Origin of the sequence: Bariatricus sp. HCP28S3_A7 (genome assembly GCF_052066375.1) — a bacterium.
Taxonomy (GTDB): Bacteria; Bacillota; Clostridia; order Lachnospirales; family Lachnospiraceae; genus Allocoprococcus.
Genome location: NZ_JBQHSG010000006.1, coordinates 1 through 26662 on the forward strand (window position 1 = coordinate 1; position 26662 = coordinate 26662).

The 26662-nt window shown below is 33.2% G+C and carries 23 protein-coding genes; all 23 read right to left on the bottom strand.

All coding sequences use genetic code 11. The features are described 5' to 3' along the window. Window positions 1–517, bottom strand: a 517-nt coding sequence (locus ACTNA4_RS05790) for a DUF1016 N-terminal domain-containing protein (RefSeq protein ID WP_441029041.1), incomplete at its 3' end; no start/stop codon positions are given. Window positions 518–781: 264 nt separating this feature from the next. Continuing rightward, complete coding sequence (locus ACTNA4_RS05795; RefSeq protein WP_441029043.1) at window positions 782–1549, bottom strand: hypothetical protein; 768 nt, start codon at window positions 1547–1549, stop codon at window positions 782–784. Between the two features lie 21 nt (window positions 1550–1570). After that, a complete protein-coding gene (locus ACTNA4_RS05800) occupies window positions 1571–2542 on the bottom strand; it encodes a helix-turn-helix transcriptional regulator (protein WP_441029045.1) in 972 nt (323 codons plus the stop codon). Window positions 2543–2621: 79 nt separating this feature from the next. After that, window positions 2622–3155, bottom strand: a complete 534-nt coding sequence (locus ACTNA4_RS05805; protein WP_441029047.1) for a hypothetical protein — start codon at window positions 3153–3155, stop codon at window positions 2622–2624. An 86-nt stretch (window positions 3156–3241) separates the two neighbouring features. Beyond that, window positions 3242–3538, bottom strand: a complete 297-nt coding sequence (locus tag ACTNA4_RS05810; RefSeq protein WP_441029049.1) for a WXG100 family type VII secretion target — start codon at window positions 3536–3538, stop codon at window positions 3242–3244. A gap of 17 nt (window positions 3539–3555) precedes the next feature. Continuing rightward, a complete protein-coding gene (locus ACTNA4_RS05815; RefSeq protein WP_441029049.1) occupies window positions 3556–3852 on the bottom strand; it encodes a WXG100 family type VII secretion target in 297 nt (98 codons plus the stop codon). An 18-nt stretch (window positions 3853–3870) separates the two neighbouring features. Beyond that, window positions 3871–4167, bottom strand: coding sequence for a WXG100 family type VII secretion target (locus ACTNA4_RS05820; RefSeq protein WP_441029051.1), 297 nt, complete (start codon window positions 4165–4167; stop codon window positions 3871–3873). A gap of 16 nt (window positions 4168–4183) precedes the next feature. Further along, window positions 4184–4483, bottom strand: coding sequence for a WXG100 family type VII secretion target (locus ACTNA4_RS05825; protein WP_441029053.1), 300 nt, complete (start codon window positions 4481–4483; stop codon window positions 4184–4186). Window positions 4484–4494: 11 nt separating this feature from the next. Further along, entirely contained in the window at window positions 4495–5793 is a 1299-nt protein-coding gene (locus ACTNA4_RS05830; protein WP_441029055.1) for a tetratricopeptide repeat protein, read from the bottom strand. Window positions 5794–5824: 31 nt separating this feature from the next. Continuing rightward, entirely contained in the window at window positions 5825–6436 is a 612-nt protein-coding gene (locus ACTNA4_RS05835) for a hypothetical protein (protein ID WP_441029057.1), read from the bottom strand. 14 nt (window positions 6437–6450) lie between these two features. Next, window positions 6451–8022, bottom strand: coding sequence for a hypothetical protein (locus ACTNA4_RS05840; RefSeq protein WP_441029059.1), 1572 nt, complete (start codon window positions 8020–8022; stop codon window positions 6451–6453). Window positions 8023–8044: 22 nt separating this feature from the next. Further along, window positions 8045–8560, bottom strand: coding sequence for a hypothetical protein (locus tag ACTNA4_RS05845; RefSeq protein WP_441029061.1), 516 nt, complete (start codon window positions 8558–8560; stop codon window positions 8045–8047). 14 nt (window positions 8561–8574) lie between these two features. After that, window positions 8575–8880, bottom strand: a complete 306-nt coding sequence (locus tag ACTNA4_RS05850) for a WXG100 family type VII secretion target (RefSeq protein WP_441029063.1) — start codon at window positions 8878–8880, stop codon at window positions 8575–8577. 4 nt (window positions 8881–8884) lie between these two features. Beyond that, a complete protein-coding gene (gene essC, locus ACTNA4_RS05855; RefSeq protein WP_441029065.1) occupies window positions 8885–13432 on the bottom strand; it encodes a type VII secretion protein EssC in 4548 nt (1515 codons plus the stop codon). A 12-nt stretch (window positions 13433–13444) separates the two neighbouring features. Then, window positions 13445–13693: an EsaB/YukD family protein gene (locus ACTNA4_RS05860; protein ID WP_441029067.1), complete on the bottom strand. Its 249-nt coding sequence runs from the start codon at window positions 13691–13693 to the stop codon at window positions 13445–13447. Window positions 13694–13700: 7 nt separating this feature from the next. Continuing rightward, window positions 13701–14759, bottom strand: coding sequence for an AAA family ATPase (locus ACTNA4_RS05865; protein ID WP_441029069.1), 1059 nt, complete (start codon window positions 14757–14759; stop codon window positions 13701–13703). Between the two features lie 14 nt (window positions 14760–14773). Then, a complete protein-coding gene (locus tag ACTNA4_RS05870) occupies window positions 14774–15700 on the bottom strand; it encodes an FHA domain-containing protein (protein WP_441029071.1) in 927 nt (308 codons plus the stop codon). A 145-nt stretch (window positions 15701–15845) separates the two neighbouring features. Next, window positions 15846–21905 (bottom strand): hypothetical protein, encoded by a 6060-nt coding sequence (locus ACTNA4_RS05875; protein WP_441029073.1) that lies wholly within the window; start codon window positions 21903–21905, stop codon window positions 15846–15848. Continuing rightward, window positions 21878–22384 carry a hypothetical protein gene (locus tag ACTNA4_RS05880; RefSeq protein ID WP_441029075.1) on the bottom strand — a complete coding sequence of 169 codons (507 nt, stop codon included), beginning with the start codon at window positions 22382–22384 and terminating at the stop codon, window positions 21878–21880. The genes ACTNA4_RS05875 and ACTNA4_RS05880 overlap by 28 nt, the downstream gene beginning before the upstream one ends. Continuing rightward, on the bottom strand, window positions 22381–22887 hold the full coding sequence (locus ACTNA4_RS05885; RefSeq protein ID WP_441029077.1) for a hypothetical protein: 507 nt from the start codon (window positions 22885–22887) through the stop codon (window positions 22381–22383). The genes ACTNA4_RS05880 and ACTNA4_RS05885 overlap by 4 nt, the downstream gene beginning before the upstream one ends. Further along, window positions 22887–24602: a serine/threonine protein kinase gene (locus ACTNA4_RS05890; RefSeq protein WP_441029079.1), complete on the bottom strand. Its 1716-nt coding sequence runs from the start codon at window positions 24600–24602 to the stop codon at window positions 22887–22889. The genes ACTNA4_RS05885 and ACTNA4_RS05890 overlap by 1 nt, the downstream gene beginning before the upstream one ends. A gap of 13 nt (window positions 24603–24615) precedes the next feature. Further along, window positions 24616–25377 (bottom strand): PP2C family protein-serine/threonine phosphatase, encoded by a 762-nt coding sequence (locus tag ACTNA4_RS05895; protein WP_441029081.1) that lies wholly within the window; start codon window positions 25375–25377, stop codon window positions 24616–24618. A gap of 23 nt (window positions 25378–25400) precedes the next feature. Further along, the gene (locus ACTNA4_RS05900) at window positions 25401–26471 is read right to left on the bottom strand and encodes an FHA domain-containing protein (protein ID WP_441029083.1); all 1071 of its coding nucleotides are present in this window, start codon (window positions 26469–26471) and stop codon (window positions 25401–25403) included. Between the last annotated feature and the right edge of the window lie 191 nt (window positions 26472–26662).

Here is a 26662-nt window from a genome sequence, read left to right on the forward strand (position 1 = left end):
AATACCGCACTACCTGATAAGTGGTAAACAAGCCAATCAAAGAGTTTCCCTCCTCCGGAATGTCGGTTTCCAAAATTCCGGAATCAAGGTTTCCGGTGACGAGAATATTCACTTCCTTATCTTCGACCTGTAATAAAATACGGTAATGAGTCCACGAAAGTATTGCCCCAGATTGTTGCCTCAGTGAGGCAACAATCTCAGGAAACAATTTATAAAATTTCAGGCAACGATAAAGCGTTCCCCTGTCATATCCTTTTCCATAACGATTTGTCAGTTCTTTCGACAATTTTTTAATAACATGAAGTCCATACTCAGAGCGTTCTTGTCCACCAAATTCTTCCTCTGCAATTCGGTATCCAATCATCCAATTTCTCTGGACAAGCAAAGTATTTACCGCCTGATGTGCAGCTTTTTGTGAGGATTCAATAATTCCACACATATCTTTTAAAATGTCGTCTGTCTTCACAAAATTATCCATAATACTATTCTGCTCGGCATTTTGCAATTTATTCTCCATATCGCTTGTCTCCTTCTATTATTCTTAATTCTTCCGACTGGCTAAAAATCTATTTGTGCAGACCGTCTGCACAAATTATCTTTTCATGCCAATTGGGCTCAGAGTTTTTCCATATCAAATATTCATCATACTTGTATCCACGATATGCAAATAATAATCAACAATAGAAATATTTTTTGAGAGATAAAATCCAATGTCACACTATTTTCTATCTAATTGACCATTATTTTCATTAAACTGTTATCATTCTATAAATCATCTTCTTTAGTTTTTTACTTCTGCAATTTCATTTATCCTTTTTTTTACGTTATTTGATAAAGTCACTTCATTTGTCAACTCACTAGCCATAAAACATTCAGCAATAAATTCTTGCATATCCTCAAATCCATGTTTGTATTTTTCATACAAAGATTTTATGATTACATCTTCTTCGAGATGATAGCTATATGCTATTGCATGTCCAAATTCATGTGCAACTAACCTTTTTATGGTACAATATTCCTCCATAAGCCTTATCAACATAATGTCCATGTCTTCCTCTGTAATCTTCTTTGCTTCAATCTCATGACTTTTTAACTCATCACTACTAATAGAATGTCCTAAAACCGCATTGAAGCTTGGAAGATCCAATCCTACAGCCTTTGCTTGTTGACACGTCGTTTCATATTTCTGCTTTAATTGTTCAAATTTCTTTTTATCTCGATTAACCCAATTTACAATCTGATTACTATCTAATTCCATTTTACAAAGTCTAATATGATTTAAACCAATCAACTTATCATCATCATTGTATTGAGCCAACGCCTTATATTTAGCGTATTCTTCACCATCCTTGTTATGCGTAAATGTATATTCGTTTAATTCACTCTCCATATAATCCCACGAAAAGTAATCACATACTATATTTAACTCAACCAATGGATATTTGTCCACATAATACATTATTAAATTTTTTATATATTCTATCTGTTCTTTGTTCAATCCAATACTATCATTTTCTATAAATTCAAATTGTATCTCTTTAGTTTCCATATATTTTCTAACCTTCATTTTTTACATGTTCATATTCGCCTTTGCAATCATCTGTCGATACTGTTCTCTCACGCTTTCTGGTCCGAGTATCTGCACCTTTCCATTAAATCCAAATACCCAGCCAAAGAATGTCTGACTGGCTGATACTTCAGTCTGTATCCGAAAAGATGTCATATCATATGCAAGTGTTGTGACATCTTCCCCAAATCGATCAACCATTGTTTTCATCAAACTATTATCACACCGCAGATCCACAAGAACTTTTTCCCCGGAAAACATAAAAAATACTTCTTTAGTAAAATTCTCCATGTCGAAATCTTCTGCCATTGGAATTACATCCTTCTCCAACATCTCTGGTGTTCTGGCAATTCGATCTACTCTGAAGCAAATTACTTTATTTTTCTTTTCAGAATATCCGATAACATAATAGTAATCCCCATTCCAAAGAAGCTTATACGGGCTGAGTTTATAAACCTCGCCTTTATTCTTCAGAACTTTCTTCTTGAGTCCGGTATAATCATAATACTGGAAGGAAATCTGTTTACCTGCGTTAATTGCATCATTGATCACATCAGTAATATAGTAAATCTGTTCATTATCCGGCTTGATTCGATTAACCACATAATTATTTCGTTTAAGTTTCTCTGCTAAACCGGGACTTGTCAATGTATGTATTTTCTCAATCAGAGCATCGCTTTTCTTATTTGTAATGAACCTAGACGATTCTACTGCATCAATCAGCAGCTTTAATTCCGGCAATTCAAATTTCCGACTCGCCACAAAATATTTACTCTGTGTAGAATGAATAATAACAATATCTACTCCAAACTCTTGAAGTGCTGCAATATCTTTTGTGATTGTTGTCCTGTGTGCAGATATACCATACTCATCATTCAATATATTGATCAACTGTGTCGTGGAAAGCGGATGCTCCTCATCCGTTCGTTCTTCTAATATTTTCTTTAAGTATAATATTCTTGGCTTTTTCTCCATAGCCTACCAACTTTCAATTTTCTAAGTACCATATCTAATCAACATAATTATCAAGGATATCAAATTCTTAACACTTTCACTATCTACCATCCATATACTTAATTTTTAAATTACTATTTTTTTCTATACATGAAAGAATCTCCTTTTCCATTCCTCTTTCCAAATAAAGATAATGATCTTTGATATGTTCACATATTGTTTCTGAATATTTATCTTTGACAAAAATATTCCCCATAATATGTAAACAGCATAGCTGATTACTATATTCTAATACAAATACATTCTCATATCTTATTTCCAATATCTTATTTGCATATATAGCATCCTCTAACTGCTTATATTCAACATTCATTTTTTTCGAATCAATCCCTATCTCTATAACACTTGATTCGTAATGTGGATTTACTGCTGGTCTTTTATTATACGATGTTACTATAAATATCGCCAATGCTATTTCTCCTATCACCCCTATACTAATTCCATCCAAAATTAACTGCATTATTCCTACAATTAGTACAAATATCAAACAAATATTCAATATTTGTTTAAATAAATAAGTGCTTCTTTTTGGTTTAACATACACTTTACTTTTTATATTAAAAACATTTTTCATTTTTTTCTCCTTTACTTTATTATTTAATAAAATGGTGAAGGAGTATTTCCTTCACCATTTTATCATATAAAAAGACATATATGCAATTATCCTCTAAATGCTTTTGCTACTTCTTCATCTGCCTGCTCGATAGCATCTGCTGCTCCATCTAACTGTGCTGCAATTCCGGTAATTACTTCCGGTAACGTATCTTTCAGTATCGGATACATATCACCTTCAAATGTCTCAATAAATGAACTTTGTGCTGAGCCTTCCCAGTTTGATGAAATCTCATCAATTTTCCCTTTTAATGCTGATACCTCTCCATTAATCGCTTCCAATTTCTGCTCAAGAAAATCTGCTGCCGCTCTGAGTTCCTCTGGGGTAATTTTGATTGTTGCCATGTTTTTTCTCCTTTCCGTTATCCTCTAAATGCTTTTGCCACTTCTTCATCTGCCTGCTCAATGGCATCTGCTGCTCCATCCAATTGTGCTGCAATTCCGGTAATTACTTCCGGTAACGTATCTTTCAGTATCGGATACATATCACCTTCAAATGTCTCAATAAATGAACTCTGTGCTGAACCTTCCCAGTTTGATGAAATCTCATCAATTTTTCCTTTCAATGCTGATACCTCTCCATTAATCGCTTCCAATTTCTGTTCAAGAAAATCTGCTGCCGCTCTGAGTTCCTCTGGGGTAATTTTGATTGTTGCCATGTTTTTTTCTCCTTTCCGTTATCCTCTAAATGCTTTTGCCACTTCTTCATCTGCCTGCTCAATGGCATCTGCTGCTCCATCCAATTGTGCTGCAATTCCAGTAATTACTTCCGGCAATGTATCTTTTAAAATCGGATACATATCACCTTCAAACGTTTCAATAAATGAACTCTGTGCCGAGCCTTCCCAATTTGATAAAATTTCATCAATTTTCCCTTTCAATGCTGATACTTCTCCATTGATTGCTTCAAGTTTCTGCTCAAGAAAATCTGCTGCCACTCTGAGTTCCTCTGGGGTAATTTTAATTGTTGCCATATTCGTATCTTCTCCTTTATCTAATACTTAATTTATTTGCTTCATCAAATACTGTCTGATATTTATTTTGGGAAATCTTCATATTATCACTCATGTGTCCAATCACATCTATGTAATCATTAAAGTTCTTTACCCATTGATTATCAAATTTTTCAAAAAAGGTCTCTCCTCCTTCCGACTGCCACCCTGATCTAATACCATCAACTGCATTTTGTAAATTATTTCTTAGTGTAGTCATTCTTTCTACGCAGCCATCATATCCACTCTTTGCTGAGTCTAAGGCTTCCTGACTCACTTTTAAATTATTTGCTGCCACTCAAGCACCTCCTATTGATTATTTGCTGGCAATTCAGAAACCATTCCTCCTAATTCTAGCGCTTTTGCTCTTTCGATTTTTGCTTCCTCCTTCCTTCCCAAATCTTCTAAAATAGTTGCTTTTAGAGTATGTGATTCTGCCAAGTCATCCCTAACGTTCACTAAATATTCAGCAAGCTCAAGTGCTTTTTCATAATCTTTTAGTTCTCGAAGTGCCATTATCCGGAATGCATAACTATCAATAAGTCCTGGTGATGTCAAAGATACACTTCTGTAATATTCCACCGCCTTCTTAAAGAGTTCGTCTGCCTCATCTATCTTTCCAAGAAATTTCAGTGCTAGTGGCTCATAATAATACGCTGCCAGAGAATAATAATTTTCCTCTTTTGCTTTTTTTATTTCCAATGCATATTCAAGAACCTTTTCATAATTTTCATTATTAAGATAGCAATTCATTAAAAGATATGTTGCTTCAATATCCATTCTCGGTGGTTCATATTGTAATGCAATCTCTTTTGCTTCTAATAAACTTGATATTGTGCCTTCCATATCTTCTAAAAATGCATATGCTCTTGACTTTTCCATTTCTATACTATGCTTATCATCCAATTCCAACACATATTCTCTTTCAATGTTGTTAATCTCAGCGAGCGCCTCGTGATATTCTTTTTTAGAAATTAGCAAGGAAGCTTTATCTATTGCAAAAGCAGGATCTTTTGGAAATAATTCTATAGCATCATTTAATACATGTTCGGCCTCATCGTATTTTTCTAGACTCACCAACACCAGGTATTTCAAATGATATCCTTCAAATACATCTGGATTTGATAAAATCAACTCATCTAATGCCTGTAATGCTTCTTGTAATTTTTGATTTTTTATAAAAATTCTTACTTTTCTAATTCTGATATCTGCTCTATTAGGGTCTCTTAATATAGCTTTGGAATAATTCCGAATTGCTAAATCATCATTATTTTCTTCCTCGTACATCAATCCTAAGCTAAAATATATCTGTGCATCATCAAACCCGTATGCAATTGCATTATTATATAATTCAATTCCCTTTGCTTTGTTTCCCTGAAGCATTTCGATATTTCCAAGATGGAAATAAACAATTCCTTCTTTTTTATTTATTTTTAATGCTTTTTCAAATTCTTTTTTCGCATTCTCCAAATCATCCATATTGGCATACGCTACTCCCTTTGAAAGATATATATCAATATTAAATCGTTCTATCCCTTCTGCCTTTTCTAAATAGCTAATAGCCTGTTCATACTTCTCTTGTCCCATCAGAGCATCTGCCTGTAACATATACTCCTTAAAATCTATATTTTCCAAAATATCACCCTTGCCTTTCTTTCATTTTCTTTATACGTTCAACAATTTCCTCTCGCTCATCAAATGCAAGCAGAATTGGATATGGTGTATTGCTATAGAATTTTCTTTGGCTGTTTTCCCAGTTAATTCTTTTTTCTGTTATATCGTCGTAAGATGTCAATTTTCCTTTCCCAATAATTGTAAGAATATCACCATTTATATTAATTGCACTAATTGCATTTGCCGATATACTATAAATATCCATACTTTCTTTATATTTATTATCCACACTTGAAGAACCAAATTCCAATTCATCATCTGAAAGTAATAAATATTCTTTTTCTTCTCTGGAAAATGGTGCACCATATTCATACATAGCTTTTATTCCAACAGATACTCCAATACAATAAGGTATGAAGCCAATTATTACACCTGCTCCAATACCAGTAACAAATCCAACACTTGAGAAACTAGAACCAACAATAAAAATCAAAGCAATAACTACGGTTAAAATTCCGCCGGATACTTTTAAAAAATTAGATAATCTCTTTTTTCTTAAATACTTTGAATTCTTGGATAACCATGATTTTAAATATGCCTTTTTTAATGTCTTATTTCCTATATATCTTTTTCCCACATTATCACCTTCCTCTAAGTTGTTGCATACCTATCTTTATAAATATATGAATTTTTCGTCACACTATCGAATTTAACTTTCAATTTATTAATTTTTTCAATAATTTTTGTTGTATCAGAAAATCCAGTCTTTTTAGACTCTAAGTAACTTTTTATTTCTGAAGAAATACTATACTCTCCAACAACCATACTTCCTACTTTAGTAGACATATCCATAAAAGAATTAATTCCATTGGCAGTTGACGATATAAAATCTTTTCGATATTTCCACTTTACACTATCCGCAAACATACCTTTAAGAGCGTTATTTTTCAAATTAAATCTTAAAGTATCTTTAAATGCCGAAATATTAAATGTACTCTTCCATTCAGAGTAAGAAATTCTTCCACCATCTGTCACTCTATATTTAAATGTATCCTTCCAAGCAGTAATACTAAACACACTGTTCTTCCAATCCTTAAAATCTGTCACGAAATTATTATGTAACAAAGTTCTTATTCCTGTTTCTGTATGACAATCTATCGGGCTATCCATTACATATGCTTTTATTCCATTCCATACAGACGAGAAAGTATATCTTGTTTCAACAATACCATATTTATTGGTTTTCATTACCTTCATTGTACCGACTATATTACCATATTCGTCATACTGTAAAGCATCCGTCCACTTGGCTGTTTTCATATATGATAACAACCCTGTATTTTTATCAAAAAAGTTTTGAATAAAACTAAATTTTGATTTAAAATTGCTCACAAGATTTAAAATATTAACAACATCACAAAATAATTCTGTAGCATCAAGTAAAGTTGCTGCACCATACGAAATTCTATTTAGAAAACCATTATGTAGATTTTCTTGTCTAAATACATCCGACAACTTGTTTTGGTCTCCATATATCTTTGCCCATGCTGGATCATCACTTTTCATCGCTTTATATGATGTATATACATTAGTCAATGCATTAATTGCTGTAATAGCAGCACCTATCGCTGCACATATTGCCAAAAAACCCGACGCTGGAAATGATGCTATAAATAATAGTACTGCAACAATTGCTCCTCCTATAGCCAATACAAATCCAACTATATTTTTACCGCCTTCACACTTATACCAATATCTAATGTTTGCCAGCAAACCGCTTATTCCTGTTCCAAAATCTTCTAAAGCATTTCCAATCATTTCAAACAGTGGACAACTATTTTTCAAATCAACTAACCAATTAAGTAAATTTGCTTTCCAACCATCAATTCTTAAATTTTCATGCTTTTGTAGAAACTTTTCCTGGCTGTTTGCTATTGTACGTGCCACTTCTGCATCTACACGTTTCGCTGTATCAATAAAAGTTGTTACTTGTGTGGATAATGATTTATAAGCATTTTTTTTATTCTGTAATTCCTTGATTTTTGATGAAACATAATATTTTGCATTTGCTGTGTTAGTTGTGCTTCCTCCCGAAATTTCTCCAAACTTATTAGACACTTTTGATGTCAAATTATTTGCATATTCTTCTGCTTTTCTCGCCAAATCAGATGCATTTCTTGCAATAGTATTTAGAGAATTATAGTTGATTACCAAAGTTGACATCTTCCCACTCCCTTCTTTTCTCCTAAGCGTTTTTGGCTAATTGTTCAGCCAACTTCTTTAATTCTTCTGCTTTCTTCCTAGCTTCTTCCTCTGCTTTTCTTGCAGCTTCCCTTGCCAATCGGATTTTCTCATTTGTTATATCTGTTCTAGTATTACTAATCTGATTATTAACCGAAGTTAAATCTGCATTTAAATTGTTTATCTTTGTATTGACCTGATTTAATTCACTTCTCAAACCATTTAAAGCAGAAACAATGTTTCCATCAGATGAACTTTCTTTTTCTTTTCCATCTGAAACTGAAGTTTCTATTGAAACCACACATCCAGAACCTTTAATTGCCCCCGAAATATTATTAGCTATGCTACTTGCATATCTATTTACTATTCCATAATTATTATCAACCACATTCGTCAGCGTTCTAATTAGTCCCTCTATATCCTTTTTTCTTTGATTATAAATATTTAAACTTGATTTGAGAGAATTCTTTTGATCATTCAAATTCGTTAACCTTGAATTCAAATTACTTAAAGTGCTCAAAAATACTCACCCCCTTAATCTATTGTCAACATTTTAGCTGCTTCTTCATCTGCTGCAATATATGCCGCTTCTGCATCTACAAGTGCATCATACAATTCATACATAATATCAGCAATATCCGTCAATTGCTGGTATAATGTATTATAATCTTTCTCAAATTGAGTTTTTCCCTCTCCTTCCCACTCACCAAACAAAGTTTTTGTGGTTCTCTCGACCGTCTGCTTGATATCGTTATATTCTGTAATTCCTGTCTTGAACACATTTATTGTATCCGCAAACTTTTTCGTATCCAGATGAGTTACATTTCCTGTAGAGCTCATATATTTACACCTCCTCCAAATGGATAAATTTTTGCTTTTGCACACCCTTTTCAGTAATCATATATCCATCACCTAATTCTATCATTTTCTTATATTTTCTTATTGTTGCAGCATTTATATCCATCAATTTCAAGTTTGTCAGATCATCCATAACGAATAAGTAATTATAATCCTTTACCATCTTCAGCATTTCTGTCGATCCATATGCGATATTAACATTATCCACATTAGCAAATATGAAACAAATTTTCATATTTTTATATGTTTTTATAATTCGTTTAAATGTTTCAACCACACTTTTTCCGATACCGTCTGGTGCATAAATTGCATTATTTTGAATTACAAATACAATTTGTGGTGAATTATTTAAAGCATTTAACCCATCACTCCGCACTATCTGCAATCGCATTTGTAATTCTTCCTCAATTTCATTAAGCATTATTTCGAAATCAGCAATGTCTATTGAATAATTTTCTACTATCCCATATGCAGATACATCTTCATATTGCTTTTCATAATCATCTAAAATATACACTTTTGACGGAACATCAAAGACTCGCTCTTGAAGATGCTCAATAAACAACTTAGTAAGATTGGTTTTGCCATAGCCTTCCCTTCCAGTAATTCCAATCGTTAACGTTTTTTCTAGATCAATTGCTACAAAATCAACCGTATCATAATCTATACCTACCGGAACTTGTAATTCTTTCAGTTCTGCAGTCTTCAAATTATTTTTGACATATTCCAAATTCAACACCTGTGGTACTTCTGGAATTTTACGTGCTTGTTGTTCTTTAAAATTATTATTAATCTTTTCTATAAACTCTTTTATTGTTTTTACTCTGTCAATTTCCTTTTGACCATCAAAAGCTAAATATGTCTGATATTCATACACCACCTTATCAATTGCTATAAGTCCTCGTCCAGGAACATTTTTAGGTTCCATCCGGCATCGATCAAATAAGGTTCCATATTCATCTCCTAAATTGCAGTATAAGCAAATTCTATTTGCAAAATTGCTCATATACTTATAACTAATTCCATTTGTCTGTAAAGAAGTAATCACCAGACTTATCCCAACAGAAACGCCTTCTCTGCATATGTTTAAAATTTCATCTTCATACTCTGAATAAAGTTCTTTTAATGCTATGAAGTTGTCAACCATTATAATTATATGTGGAATATCCTGCATTCCCGCCTCTTTGTAGGATGCAAATGATGTAATTCCCATTTTTGAAAAAATTTCTTTTCGAGTTTTCATTTCTAACCGAATCATTCGCATAAAATTTTTAAGTTTTTCATCCTCAGAAGCAACAACCACTCCACCTACGTGATTAATCTCTTCAAATACTTTCAATGCCATTGAAGCGAAATCAAGTACATACAGATTTACTTCACTAGGAGAATATTGCTCACATAAGCCTCGTATAATAACCTGTAATAAATTCGTTTTTCCATACTGTGAAGAACCCACAATCAGTGTGTTTCCATCTAAAAGATTCAACCTCACCTCATCTTGCACCTGATTATCTGGATCATCATAGATGCCTAAAGGAATGATTGTATTAACAGCATCATGTGTCATTCCCACCTCCACATAGTCCACATTTTCTGTCAATGGTGGCAAACAAATACCAGGAAGTTTCATTATTCCGTTTTTTTCGCAATAATTCTCAATATAATTTACGATAGCATTTAATTGTGTGTCACTTTCTTCAGCGTTTTTTTCACTTTTACGAGTGTAAATTCTTTTGCGCTTTCCTGATAAATTCAACTCATCAATACTAAAAGAGAGCTTTCCTTTACTATCACCAATATCAATCGAAGCTCCACTATACGCAGACTGAAATAATTCGAATATCTCATTATTACCAACCTGTAGATATGCTCTTCCTGGCTCCTTGATTTCCGCTGCCAATGGTGTCTTTAATACTTCATTACTGTCTTCTTTATTTTGCACTTTTAAGCAAAGCTTAAATTTGGAATTAGACCATATTTGAGCATCTACAACTCCACTAGGTTTTTGAGTTGCTAAAATAAGATGTACCCCAAGACTTCGCCCAATTCGAGCTGCACTAATAAGCTCCTTCATAAATTCAGGCTGATCCATCTTTAACTCTGCGAATTCGTCTACTATAAGAATTAAATGTGGCAGTGGTATATCTGTTTCCCCTTTTTTAAATAGTTTTATATATTGATCTATATGATTTACTCCATATTTTGCAAATAAAGCCTGTCTTTTTCTTAATTCTGCTTTAATTGATAACAACGAGCGATTAATTTCCCTTCCATCAATATTAGTAATTGCTCCTATCAAATGCGGCAAATTTTTAAATTGATTTACCATTCCACCTCCTTTGAAATCTATAATTACAAATCCAACTTCATAAGGATGGAATAATGTTGCCATTGACAATATATACGTTTGCAAAATCTCTGATTTACCTGATCCAGTAGTTCCAGCCACTAATCCATGTGGTCCATGTTTCTTTTCATTTAAATCAAGATATACTATTTCGTTTTTGGTTTTCACACCTAATGGAGCCGCCATTGATTTATATACTTCAGAAGATGCCCAGTTTTTCTCTAAATCAATATCTCCAACATTTAAAATATTCATCATCTCATAGAGAGTAATATTTTTAGTTAATGCACCCTCAAGACTAACTTCTTCACAATATACAGGTGCTAATTTATTTACCATTTTTTCTACATCTTTATCAGAAATTTCATCATAAACAAATTTTTGATTTTTTTCTTTTCCAGAAACATCCAAAAGTTCTCCCTCATGCTCATCTACCTTGATGACATTTGTACAGCCATTCGGAAGCATTTCTAGATATTCCTCAAAGAAAATAAAATGAACCCCCATTTTAGCAGAATAATCTAAAAATTGAGAAATCGGATGCCTTTTTATTCCCATATCATCATATACGAAAACAACTATCTCAGGGAAATTTTCCTTCTCATTTTCTCGTCTTGATAATTCTTTGTATAAATATTCAAATAAATAATTCTTTGAATTATCATCACATACAATATTTCTCATCTGTAAAACATCATTTTGTATATGTGGAAGAAATCTAATCCAAGAAAATTGTTCCTTTTCATTCTCACTAATGATGTAAAATAAAGATAAATCTGTATAGTACTGGCGAGTCACTAAATCTACCGTTATATTTTTTAACATACCATACAGATTATTTCTCTTTCCAACAAATCCAATCGCATTTTGTTCTTTTAGACATAATGTAACTGGTAAATTATCAATATACTTATACTTTTCTGAAATTTGATGTGGTATTTCTGTTAATTTATCACCACCACCAAATTTTTCTTGTTTTTTATAATCAATCACTCTTACTGATTTGACTGTACCAGTTCCTACTCTTATATTTAAAAAATCCGAATCACTATATATACGGTCAAATAATTCTGGAAGAAAGTCTTCTACCAAATTTAATTCTTTTTCAACAGAATAATATGTATTATTCAATTGTTCCGCTTCTTTTGCTCTGAAATCACCAATTTGCTTCTCTTTATCTGTAATATAAGTCGTATAATTTTCAATTCTCTCTGCTATATCTTTTTTATATTGTTTTCTTTCATCAACAATCCCAAAAATCGAAGTTAAAATTCCTATCCCCATGGATATTGCACTTATCCATATGTACCCGCTCATGCTTCCACCTGAATTCATTACAAATCCACGTAAAATGATTGTAACAGCTAGCATAGCTATTGCAGGCATGAGTTGCATCACTATATTGCTTTTCGGTTTCTGCGGTGCCGCCGGAGGATCTAAAACTGTAATTTTCTCTGTGTTTAATATGTTTCTAACTCGTGTGCTCCTATTAAATTTAGGATATATATGCTGACTCTTACTATTCCCCGCATATACTGTCTGTAAATTATTAAACCGAATATTTTCATTTCCCGCTACATACACTTTTCCATCATCAAAGCAAAACTTAAAATCAGCAAGGGAAATAAAATCATTTTTGTGTAATACTTCCGATTGTTCAATTTTTTTCCCATTTAAATAGACACCATATCGAGATGTATCTTTCAACAAAACAAAATCTGATTCCTGTTTCTTCACTTCAAAAAAATCATCTTTAACATACTCACTCTTGAGTTCAATATCTGCTGAACTAATTCCACCTATTTTTAGATACTTTTTATCAGCTATGTCAACACATACATCATATTCCTTTTCTACATAATCAAAATCAATAGAAAAAAACATATGAAACGCACACGTATCACCATTTTGGTACCTTATTTCAAATTCATCACCATGCTGCAAATATTTAGTAAATAATTTTCTTATATCGCCTAGTGAAATGTAAACATTATCGGAACATATAACATTCCATCCTTCAGCGCTTTTAATCAACTCAAGACTAATAGAATCAAAAAATAAATCTGGACGTAACCTAACATCACACTCTGTTCCTGTTCCAATTTTTAATTTACTCATTAACGATGTCAGTTCAATTTCTTTATATAAATTACTGTTTGTAATGATAATTTTATACTGAGTTTCCATGCTATCCCCCCATTATTCGGTAAAATTAATAATCGTACCGTTTCGTACACCAAATTCTGATAACAGTCTATTTCCTTTTAGTAAAGCAAACGGATTTTCAGCTTTCATATAACAATCTTTAACATTCATAGTATCAATTCCCAACATATACGCTTCATTTAACGCTACCACTAAATCATTAGCAGAAATGTTTAATGGAACTTCTATATCTACACATTTGTCTTTTAATCTTAATATCACTACTGCTTTCTCTCTATTCATCTTTCACCTACAAAACCCAATACGCTATCTTTTGGATTCCTTTCTCTCTTGAAATATCTTCACAAGTCATGTCTTCTAAATTACTAATATGCTCAATATATTCCGAAACCGAAAAATTTAACATTAATGAAGGAGAAATCAATGCATTATCATATCCTTTATCAAAATCATTGCAAATAAATGCATATTTTTCTGATTTAATTCCATTAATATACGAAGCTAATATATTTGTTGCATATACATCAGTTTTAGATTGTCCAGTAATAATCATTACTTTATCTGCAATATTAATCAATTCAGCCTTATCCTCATCAAATGCCTCATCTGCATCAATAATTATAAAATCGTATTCTTTTGTCTGTTTTGCCGATAATGCCAACTTTTTATATACTGAATATTGTAATCCTAATGACATAAGTGGCGCTTTAAAGGGTGGCATATATGAAAAATCTTCATTTCTAATAATATGTTTTATATTTTCATATATTTTATCATTCGCTATGGCAAGTTTTGTATATATATCTGTAGACGAAATAGGTGTTTTATTTTCTAATAGCCTTTGAAAATATTGTATACGTGAAGCATTGATATAAAGCACTTTTTTATAATTATTTGCAAGGACCTTACAAAGACCTAAAGCAACCGTTGTTTTTCCTGTTCCTCCACTAGCTGAGTATACTAAAATAATTTGAGTTTCCTGCTTGACATTACATTCTAAATTTAATACAGATGCGCTTTTTCCCAAAATTTCATTGAAAATTTCTTTTATACTTGTATATTTAAATATTCTCGTGACATTCAAATCCGCTGTCTGTTCTTCTTCATTTTTTTCTGTCATAAGAAACACATTTCCTATATTATGTTTCTGAATGGACAAATCATATAAATCCTCGGAAACTATTAACACATCTGCTCTTTGCGGGCTTTCAAACATTTTTTCAAAATAGTTCCTATCAGTAATAATTTCCAAATCAATTTTTTCAAAAAATTCTTCTACAAATTTGAGTTGCAAAGATAAAATATAATTTACATCCGTATCTGCAATAATTATTCTCGGTCTAGCCATCTTATGTACCTCCACTAATCAATTACAACCTGAAAATCACTGTCTGCCAATCGTATAATATCGCCATTTTGAATAGGATGTGGCTGATTAGGTACTAATCTGACTCTATTTACATATGTTCCATTTGCACTTTTCAAATCAGCAATCATATATCTTCCCTGATCGTTTGTAATTCTACAGTGTATCCGGCTAATCATTTTATTAAATGCCACTACACCATCTACGACTGCCGCATTCTTACCGATCACAAAATTATCTTTTGTTACTACTACTTCAACACGTGTTGGAGCATTCATCGCAATAATACGTAAACACGTTTCTTTTGTCGAATTATTCACTCTTTCTCGTATAGGTGGAGTTCCTGTTGGAATATGTTTTTTTCCACCTCTTATATGTTCATATAAATCTTTGACTGTTAACATTCCGTTTGACAAATCAGCCATAAATTGTGTGGTTTTCGGTGAAGACAATGTTGTTATACTGGAAATCACTTTGACTAAGCTTGTCCTGAGCTCATTTTCAAATGATGCCTCATCCGAAAAAAATCTTTTATTAACAGGAAGATAAACTAACGCAACCTTATATGTATTCGGATCCACATATATTCTTTCAAACGAAATATCTATGTTTTGACAAGACAAAAATCCATTATTTTGAACTGAAATAATGCTTGAAAACACATTCGTCATAATAGTCATAAAACCATCTGCATCTATTGAAGAAAACATATTTGCTAATGACTTATATCCATTAACTAAATAATAAAATTGAATTTTACCATTATAGAGAAGTTTCATACATTTAACAAAACAACCTTCTTCTTGGCTCTGAAGTACCTTATATTCTGTTGACAAAAACAGATTACTATCATTTATGATATAAGCGAAATTATTTCCACACTCCATTTCAGAAATAATTCCATTTTCAACCAACGCATTCATCTAGCAATCCTCCCCTTACACATTCTATTTTCCAGATATAAATCCATAAGATTCTTATACACTTATATCTGAAAAATAGCCTTGTTTCCCATGTGGCGATGCCACACAGGAAACATTTTTGGCTCATTTTTATTTTTCAGAATTATTAACTTTCTGCTTCTTCATTCTTTTTACGTTTCTTAGCTGCAAATACTGAAACCAATGCAACTACTACCACAATTCCACCAATTGTTCCCCAGAAAAGAACTTTATTAGCATAGAAACGGACAAAGAAATTGGTTGATACCGTTACTGATTTACTGAATGCAAAGGCACTTTCAAAATCATCTGAATCTGTATCTGTTACATTTCCCGCCAAATCTTCTACGACTAATCTAATCTTCTGGGCAGAGTTCTTTTCGGATACCTTAAAGCTTCCACTGTAGTTGTTTACGTCTCCATTGAAATCCGTAATTGTATCTACATTCTCACCATCCACATAGACTTTGATTGAAGCAAGCCCGATTGTATCATAAACAGTATATTTTGATGTCACACTCTGTGCATTGATAATACTGTCCTCAAAACCTGTAATACTATTAATCTCAGGTGCTGTACTGTCTACTCTAAATAAAATATTCTTATCCTCATAGTTTGTAGTTTCCGGAGCGTTTCCAGTAGCATCTTTAGAGGAAATCGCAATCTTGTATACACCATCTGAGTCAAAATTTGATTTTGAAATAGTATATTTATACTGATACCATCCACTACTTCCTACAGATACTTGATCATTAATCTGTGGTGTGACATCATAAGACACATCTGTTAAAGGTTTTCCGTCACAAGATACCTCTACATCCAAAGAGTTACTCAATAATCGATCTGCATTATACTCTGTAATGATAAGATCATTTTTAACCTCTTGAACATAAGCACCTCCATCTTTAACTAAAGATGTCAGATAATCTCCATACTCATATACAGAGCCAAAACGGTTAACTGTAAATGTTGCAGATGTTTCTGCTGAATGTCCTGCCTTATCCGTCATAGAAACAGTCATAGTGTAAATACCATCTACATCCTGTTCTTTAACAAAAGTATCGAAACTACCCGTTCCACCTTGATCATTAACACTAACATTTCCAGCGATAAATTTCTCTTTTACATCGGCATCTTTATCATCATACCGTGTTCTGGTAAGGCTTATTTCGTAATTTTCAAAGTTAATATCTTCAAAACTTACGGCTGGTACAACTTCATCCTTATACGCTTTTCCGTTGGCTTCTTCTCCATTAACAGTGATAACAGGTGAAACGATTTCCGTATCCACTGTCATCTGCTCTGATGTATACGTAGCCATCTTGTTACTTGATTTATCAGCATAGTTAATAGTTATAAAATAATCACCATCGTCTGATAAGGCAAAGGTTCCTACATGTACGTCGGTGCTATTATTACTCCATGAAGGCGTCACTGAATATGCTACGCCATCCTTTGTTACTGAAACCTGCACATCTTCTGCATAAAAGTTTGCTTCATTAATTGTTACTGTCGCATTAACAGTTCCATCGTAATATGCAATACCACCAACTGTTTGAACAGGGCTATTATATTCAACTGTCGCTGTTGGCGAAATGTTATCTACTACCAATCGTTTTGTATCATTAAACTTAGAAGACTCATTTCCTGATCTATCCTTTGCCGTAAAGGATACATTTCCATTGAACTGATTACTATTGCCTAATGCAGCTTTTGGAATTTCAAATCGTGTTGTTGATTTCGTACGTCCATCAGAATATGTTACACCAGCTTCCTCAATCGCCTGATTTATTAGTTCTGCATTTACTGAGCTGACTCCAGATGCCAGTGAGTAACTATATTTAAAATCATGAACACCTGAAATATTATCCGTTGCATTGATGGTTACAGTCATCTTTGCATTATAGAAGCCGAATGTAATTGCCTGTAATACAGTATCTAAGATGCTATTACTATACGAAACATTCAGATTTGTCGGTGCAGTTTTATCTACAGTAAAATAATCTTCTGCATAGTTATCAGCAGCATTGGTAGCCAGGTCGGTATAAGCTACATCAAAAGTATAATTTGCGTCTCCTGGATATGTTATTGTAATTGTATGTTTGTCCCCACTTGTGCTCCAAGATGATTTTGTATTTAATTCATTTGCATTAAGTGCATTACCCGCTGCATCTTTTGCCCCTATTGTAAAATCAACTTCACTCGCTTCAAAATTATGCTCTGTAATTGTAACCGTTGCTGTCTGCGTTGAATCAAAATACTTTCTTGCATGTCCCTCAGAATCATTTATATTATTCTTTACATTCTGATTTGAATATGTAACATCAATCACCGGTTTAATCGTATCAATCGTAATGATATCTGAAGTATATGTAGACATTTCATTGTTACTTCTGTCTGTATAGCGAACACGGAATATGTAATCTGCATCACCAGAATGGTCAATAGGTGCTTTTATCGTATAAGTTCCAACATGAATATCTGTCGAATTATCTTTCCAGGTCGGAGACACCTCATTAAAATCTCCACCATCTTTAGACACTTCTACATGAACATCTTCTGGATAGAAATTTGCTTCTGTAACAGTAAATGTTGCTGTCATATCCCTGTTGTAATACATACGATTGCCTACAGTTCTTGCAGACTCAGTGTATTCAGCTGTCAATGTCGGTGCAATTGTATCTACTACAATAACATGTCCCTCATCTGTTAATTTATTGCTAACATTCGAATATTTATCAGTAGCTGTAAACGCAATGTTTCCTCGTAACTGCTCTGCTGTTGTTTTTGGAAGTGTTACAGATGCTGTAAACTTTGATTTATCATTAGCATCCTGTACTGCCATTAGCTTAGCATCTGGATAACTAGCAACATTGCTATCACTTGCTCCATCCTCTTTTAAATAAGACCACATAAAATAGTCAACACCGGATGTTACATCCTTTGCAGTAAATGTTACTTCAACAGATGGATTATAATAGCCAAACGTAATTGCAGATATAATCCTCTCTGTTAATGGTGTTGAGTATGTTACCTGCATGGAATCTGCTGCCGGAGCAGTATGGTCTACAATAAATTCTCCAGTCTTTACTTCTTTCGCTGGATTCAATGCAAGATCCTTGTAATTAAGAGTTATGTCATAGATTGCATCTACAAATTCACTTGATAATGTTGTGGTATATACATCTCCATGCTGACTCCATTCAGCATTTCTCAAAATTTCCTGAATATCTTTTGCTGCTACCGTATCTCCTTTAATATCCTTTGCTACTGTTGTAACTTCGATATCACTTGCTCGGAAATTATGTTCTGTAATTGAAATTGTTGCCATCTGCTTATTATCTTTATCCGCCGATGTTTTATTTCCATTACTATACTCAAAGTTAATAACTGGTGCCGTTGTATCAATTGTCACAACTTCTGACTGATAGTTTTCCATTTTATGACCGGAACGGTCCTCATACTCCATTGTCACAATATAATCGCCATCACCTGAAAGTATACACGTTGCTTCATGCTCATCTTGATTATCCGTATCATTCCATTTTACTGATACAGGTTTTGCTTCCCCATTATTTTTGGATACTTTAACAATTACATCATCTTCGTAAAAGTTTGCTTCTGTAATATCAAATGTAAATTTAACATTGTTTGAAAAATAATGTTTGTTATCAACAGTCTGTGATGTACCACCTGCTTCTTCCAGTTCATAAGCAACAGATCTTGTTGGTGAAATTGTATCGACTACAATCACCCTTCCATCATCTGTTTTATCTTCACTTGTTAATCCGGCATTATCCGTCGCATTTACCGAAATATACCCTCTGAGCTGCTCTGCTTCACTCTTTGGCAGCGTAATAGAAGCAGTATATTTTGTCGTATCCTCTGAATCCTGTGTTGCTGAAACTGTTCCGTTATCAGATTCTAAATTAGATGTGCTTGCGTCTGTAGACCGTCGATAAGTCCAATCAAAACTGTCTACTCCTGATGTAACATCATATGCAGTGAAATTAATTGTCACCGGTCCATCATAAAACCAAAGGATTTTACTCAAAACAGATTCTGAATATTCAATTTTAATCTTGTTACTATCTGGCTTAACAGTGTCAATCTTCACCCCATCTAACAGAATTCTATTGGTAATTGCTCCTGTAGCTGATTTTAAATATACATATCTTTCTCCAGTTCCTTCATCACTAAAGGTAACATTTGAGCTAAAAGCCTTACCCAAATCATCAGTAATTTCATATGTTGAATCAGATGCACTTACCGAAATTGCTGATGTATACCAATCATTTTTTCCCATAGTACCAGTAATTACATATGGATCATCTGGAGTTTGTGCAAAACGAATAATGATTTCATAAGAAGTTTTATCGTCTTTTGAGAACCATCCAGCTTTTTTCATTGTTGCAGTCACTTTTATTTTAACTACACCATTGTTTTTTATTAGTTCATTGCCTATTTTTCTATAGTCCTTAATTGTGATTTTCCCTGAAGAAGAACTACACTGAACTCCAATATTTTCGTTATCTATCGTATAACTAATTCGAGGATGTCTCTTTGTTCCTGTATACACCGCCTCTTGTTCCGAAACAGTTCCAGCATTTTCTCCCAATGTATAATTAACTGTTTTATCTACAAATTTTACAAACTGTCCTTCATATTCCGCTTCCTGGGTAATCGTCAATGTGATTCGCTTAGATGTTTCAACATAATTTCTATTATTACTTGACAAAGTAGCCACTACCGTAACTTCTCCCGGCATATAGGCTGTCAATATTCCTGTTGCAGCATCAATCGTTGCTACTCCTTCATTTTCTGCTGTATTCTCAACACTATAAGTAAAGCTTCCACCAGCTGCTGCTTTAACGTCTTTCGCACTAAAGTCATATGTTTTCCCTGCTTCTGGAAACTCCCCTTTTATAACCTCGCTGACCGAATCACTTGAATAATGATTGAATTCAATCTCCTGTTCTGCCTGCCTTACAACCACTTTTGCAGGATTTAAATCGATCACTTCTGTATCCGTATAGTTCTTATCCCTAAAAACCTGAATTTTAACAGTATATTCTCCCGCATAAGTTACTTCTGGAATTTCTTTACTCCACTCTCCATCATCTACCTTATACTTCACTACATCATCAGGTCTCGTACCTTTTACAGCTTTTCCGTCTTCTCCGACTTTTACCACTGGACGGCTCTTTCCATCATATGTCCAACTGTTTAACGTTGCAGAAAGCCCTTTAATACTTACTTGCGTAATTTTTGCAGTATAATCTTTTTCATAATCTTTGTACTTTTCATCTCTATGAACTTTAACTTTTACCGAATATTCTCCTGCATCTACTATTGGTGGTGCTTCTAAAGGTTCATTTTCATTCGTTACAGTCGTTTCTGTTTCTGATCCATTTATTACAAATGTAACAACATCTCCATTTTTTAAACCACTTGTTATTTTCAGAGCTGGCAATTCTTCTCCTGTATATCCCTGATTAAGCGATTCTACATTAAGTTCAATATTTCCTTTTTCTATTTTAGGTTGAACTGTTTCAATATAATCTTCAAATCCTTCTCTTTCGACTTTGATTGTCAGAGAATATGAACCCAACTCTGAAATTTTAGGAACTTCCTCTCTCCAATTCTTCCATTCATCATCATTCAGCTTGTAAGTTATAACATCTGTCTCTTTTACTCCACTTATTGTAGCTGCGTCAAAATCTTTTCCAGTATAATTTTCTGTTGTAGCAGTCACTTTTACATCTTTTATTTGTGTACTCCTCAGTTTTACATGCAAATCCTGTGTCCCTGAAGTCAAACTCATATTTTCTATAGTAGTCTGATCTGTTGCGTACCCGTCTTTACTGATTGTGGCACTGATTCGTAAATTATCTGCTTTACTTTGTTCAAACTCATCCGCAGTCATAACAACCACTGTACCATATGCATCCGTAATTTCTGTACTTTGCTTTAAATTCACATCAGCGTCTACAGAAAATGTAACTGTTGCATCTGATATTGCTTTATCATCCTCATCTACCACCGATATGGTAATTGCATTTTCATGTTCTGGTGTTGCAGCCAACACTGATAAAGTGGAAGCTGGTATCAACGTTAAAACCATTACAAACGATAAAAACGCTGCACAGATTCGCTTAGTCAATTTACGTCTTTCATTCCTTTGCATCTTTTTCTCTCCCTCGTATCATTAGTTCTGATTGTTTTATATATATTTCCATTAAATAAGCAATGCATATTAATAGAAAATACTAAGATAGCCAATACTATATATGGAAAGACTCCAGTCATCCTACCCAATATAGTAATTACAATTAGCACCACAATAACTGCAATTAAAATTGCATCTGCTATTGCAGCATATGTATTTGAAAAAAATTTAAAACAATTTGGTAGTTTGCTTTCTGCTTCAAAATTTTCCTGATTAAACAACTTTTTAAACTTCTTAATTGTTATAATCAAAAGTACATATCCACTAATAAAAGAAATCCAAAATAATATCCCAACTATTACTAAAACTAACCTTTGTTTCCATCCATTTTGCATATAATTAGCAATCGGCATTAGTAAAAAGGTAAATGACATGATAGTTAGTAAAAGTATAATACACCAAAAATATTTTTTTATAATACCATTACGTAATTTCATCTGATCACCTCATTTGTATGCACGAGAATCACTTCATCTAAAATATGTATTGGCATTCCTTTGTTTCTTTCTGAGCTTTCTTCAATTGTATCCTCCAACAGAATTGTTTCATTTTCATCCAGTAACAATCCAGTCTCTTCCTCATCAATTAAAAGATCTGTTTCAGGTTCTTTTGAAAATGATATTTTATTTTCCTCTAATAAACCTGTTTCGGGTCTTTCACCATCCTGTTTATTGAGAATCTTTTCAGTTTCATCCAACCCATGCATTGTTTCCGTTAGTTTCCCACGCTCAATATTTTTTTTACTTGGTTTGTATGATTTGCTTCCACTCTTTTCATTGAGTGCCCTCATCTGTTCAATAGATTTTCGAGCATTTCTTCCCGAAAGATCACCTATTACATCTGGAATTTTAAAGCGGATAAATAGTATAATTGCCACAACCAGACAAATCCCTGCTGCAACAAAAGATATTTTTGATATCATTAATAGTGTTTCAGCCATTACTTCGTCTCCCTTTCCGCATTGATATCTGCTCGTTCTTCGGCATTTGTATATGCACGTTCTATTGCTTCTTTGTACTCATCATAGTTATCTATTATTTCTTTTTGTAAATTCTGTGATTGTTCTTTCTTTACAGACAGTGTATTCGCACTGTTATAAACCCTATCTAATAATGCTAATACTGTGCTTTTATCAACGTTTACCTGTACCATACTGCTTCTTTGATCATATAACAGCATAAATGTTCCGTTATATAATGTCAGCTGGTCATATGCTCCCGCATCTTTCACATCGTCCAAAGCATTTTCAATTGTTGAAATTAATTCTTCATAGTTATCCCTCGACGCTTCTTCCACAGTAGCTGAACTCAATATGTAGGTCTTATAAAACGAACAAATTCTATAATAACAATCTGATAATTTTTTATATTCAAACTCTGATGATATCTCTTTGTTTTCAAAGTTTGTAGCAAAAAAAGAATATGCTTTTTGTACACGATTCGAAAAACTGTAGCTTCCATCATCATTTGTATAATAATTGAAATACATCATTCCAATTTTATAATTTAATTCTGCATATTCTTTACTAGTCACATCAAAGTTGTCTTTATGCGCATTATATAGAGCTAAAAATTCATCATTTTCTTTTTTTCCAAATTTTCCTTCATCTTCGTACGCTTCAAGCATACATGTATATGCCTCTATTCTATTTGGGTAAATTTTAATCGCCTGCTCATAGCTACTAACCTTATCTTCCAACGAAGTAGCAGCAGAAGGTGAAACTAATGTTTCATAATTATTATTGTTCACACGTGTTGCCATGACATTACACACCAAACCTGATACTCCTAAAATTACAGTTAATGCTGATGCCGTAATAAATGCGGTCAACTTTCTTTTTTGTTTTTTCTTATAATCTCTGGTAATAAGTTCCGGATGTTCCAAATCATAAAGCAAATCAGCACAATTCTGATATCTGTTTTCAGCAGCCGGCTGAACACATTTATCTATGATAATTTCAATACCTTCTGACAGCTCCGGATTCCACATCCGCACTGGTGCATACGCATCTCCACTTCTAGGATCAACCCCTGTCAATAAATGATGCATCGTCATTCCTAATGCAAAAATATCTGATCTTGCATCTGTCTGTCCGCTGTACTGTTCCGGTGGTGCATACCCCTTTGTTCCAAGGACTGTCGTATCTGCCAAATTCTGTTCTTTATATTCACGGGCAATTCCAAAATCAATAATTTTGATATTTCCTTCAGGTTTCAACATTATGTTGGCAGGTTTCATGTCTCTATAAATAATAGGTGGTTTCTGTGAATGAAGATACGACAACGCATCACATAATTGTTTTGCCCACGTTATCACCAATTCTTCTGGCTGTGCTCCATATTCATTCAAAATTTTATCCAACGACTCTCCTTCTATATAATCCATTACTACATAGATTGTCACCCCATTATCTATGATATCCACAATTCTAGGCAATGCTGGATGATCCAATTTCTTCATCATATTAGCTTCTGCCAAAAGACTATTTACAACAATTTCATCGTTTTTTCCGCTTCCTTTTTTACGGATTTCTTTGACAGCCCACTGCTTATTCAAATGCGTATCCATTGCGAGATATACAACAGACATTCCACCTTTTCCGATTTCTCTCAGGATTTCATATTTTCCATCAATTATTGAACCTATTTCTGCCATTATCTTCTCCCCCTCAGTTTACTTTTACCAGTATTACTGAGATGTTATCTTTCTCCTGTCTGGCTTTTACTTTTTCTATTAAATACTTGACATTACTATGCATAGCATCCCGATTAACCAAATTTACAGGATTTAACGACTCATAAATCTCACTTTCTGAGATTTCATGTCGAAATCCATCAGAGCAGAGCATATAAGCCCCGCTTTCAATTGTTCCCATTATTATTTCTGGTTCAATTTTAGCGGATGCGCCAACACATTGTAGAAGCATATTCCGTCTTTTGTCTGTACGAGCTTGTTCAGGTGTCATTGTACCTTTACTTATTTCTCTTGCTATAAACGTCTGATCATCTGTCATTTGCCTTAAATAGGATCCTAGATGATATAATCTGGTATCGCCCACATGAACTACAATATATTTATCCTCTACAAACAGAATTCCTGTGAATGTAGTTCCCATTCTTACATTTTTGGATTGTCCATATTCAGATATTTTCAAATTCAAATCTTTTAATATAAAATCCCATTTTCCTGCTATGACCTGCAAATCCAGCTTTTCCAATTCATATGGAAGTTCTTCATCAAACCATTTTGAAAATGTTCGTATGACTGTTGCACTAGCGAGTTCACCTTTTTCAAGTCCGCCCATTCCATCGCATATCACAGCAAGAAGAATTTCACCTTTTTCCGTTTCTCCATGCTTTATCAACACACTATCTTGATTTGTCTGTTTGACATTGCCGATATCAGTATCTGCTATAGCTAAATAATGCATATTCCTTTTCCCCATTCTATTCCTTAAGCGTAAAAAATAAATTCTTCATTTGCCAATCTCAATCTATCTCCGTTAAAAAGTTCTGTCTCCTGTTGCACTGGAATTGGCTGATCATTTATATACGTTTTATTTTTTGAATTCAAATCTATTACAAACACTTTCTGTCCTCTCGTAATAATATCCGCATGACTTCGGCTGACAGCATTATTATTAGAAACAAAGTAATCAGCATAACTTTTTTCTTTTCCCAATCGAAAGACAGGTTTATTTATACTGATATTTTCTTCTGTAAGGACTCTAAACAATGAAGGGAAATGCACTTGTTCATCATTCTCCAGTAACGTTGTTTCTTCTTCCTCTACCAATAGTCCTGTTTCTTCTTCACAAAGAAGTCCTGTCTCCTCGTCTTCCAGTAATCCCGTTGCTCCTTCTAAAAGTCCTGTTTTTTCATCATCACAAGCGTAATGCTCATAATAGTCTTTCGGTTTATCTGTCATAAAACCGCTCTGACCTGCATAATGTTTTTTTATTGTATTTACTACATTTCTATCTTCTTGTAAGATAAATTTTTCTATCTGTTCAGCATCAAATTTGGGTAAACCTTTCATAAAGTAAACAAATCTCGAAATATAATCCGAATTCTGTTCTTGTACAGGTTTGGCAGAATAAACCACACTGTCAATCACTGCAATAATATCTGCTTCTTTTTCTATATTTTCTAATGGCAAATATATGAATTGTACTTCTCTAGTTGTTTCATTAATAAATATATTATGAATATCCCAAACTACCTTATTAAGAGACATAGAATTCAACTGTACTTTTTGTGATATATCTACAATCTGTTCAATAATAAATAAAAAATCATATTTTGTAATTGGTTTTTTCAGCCGCTCAAACAAACTGATACCAATAGGTCCTGTATATTCAATAGATGTAAAACCAAATTTTTTGACCATTTTGGCTTTTAAAAGTCCTCGTATATATTTTCTAGTAAAAAAATCCAATTCTCTTTCATTGATCTTTTCACCCGAAGAAAGCTTTGCTTTAACAATCAACTGGCATTCTTTTGTTTTTGCTTTATATTTTGCCATTTTTATTATCTTCTTTCTTTTTTATTACAACTATTCCTCTAACATTCATTTATTAAATATGATATTTTCGTAGAGTATCTCACTCTACGAATCACTATATATGCAATTTTCGACATTATATATGTTAAGTTTACCTCTTCGTTGGCTGTTCGTCAATAAGGCAATGGTAAAATAACAGCAAATAACAGTCA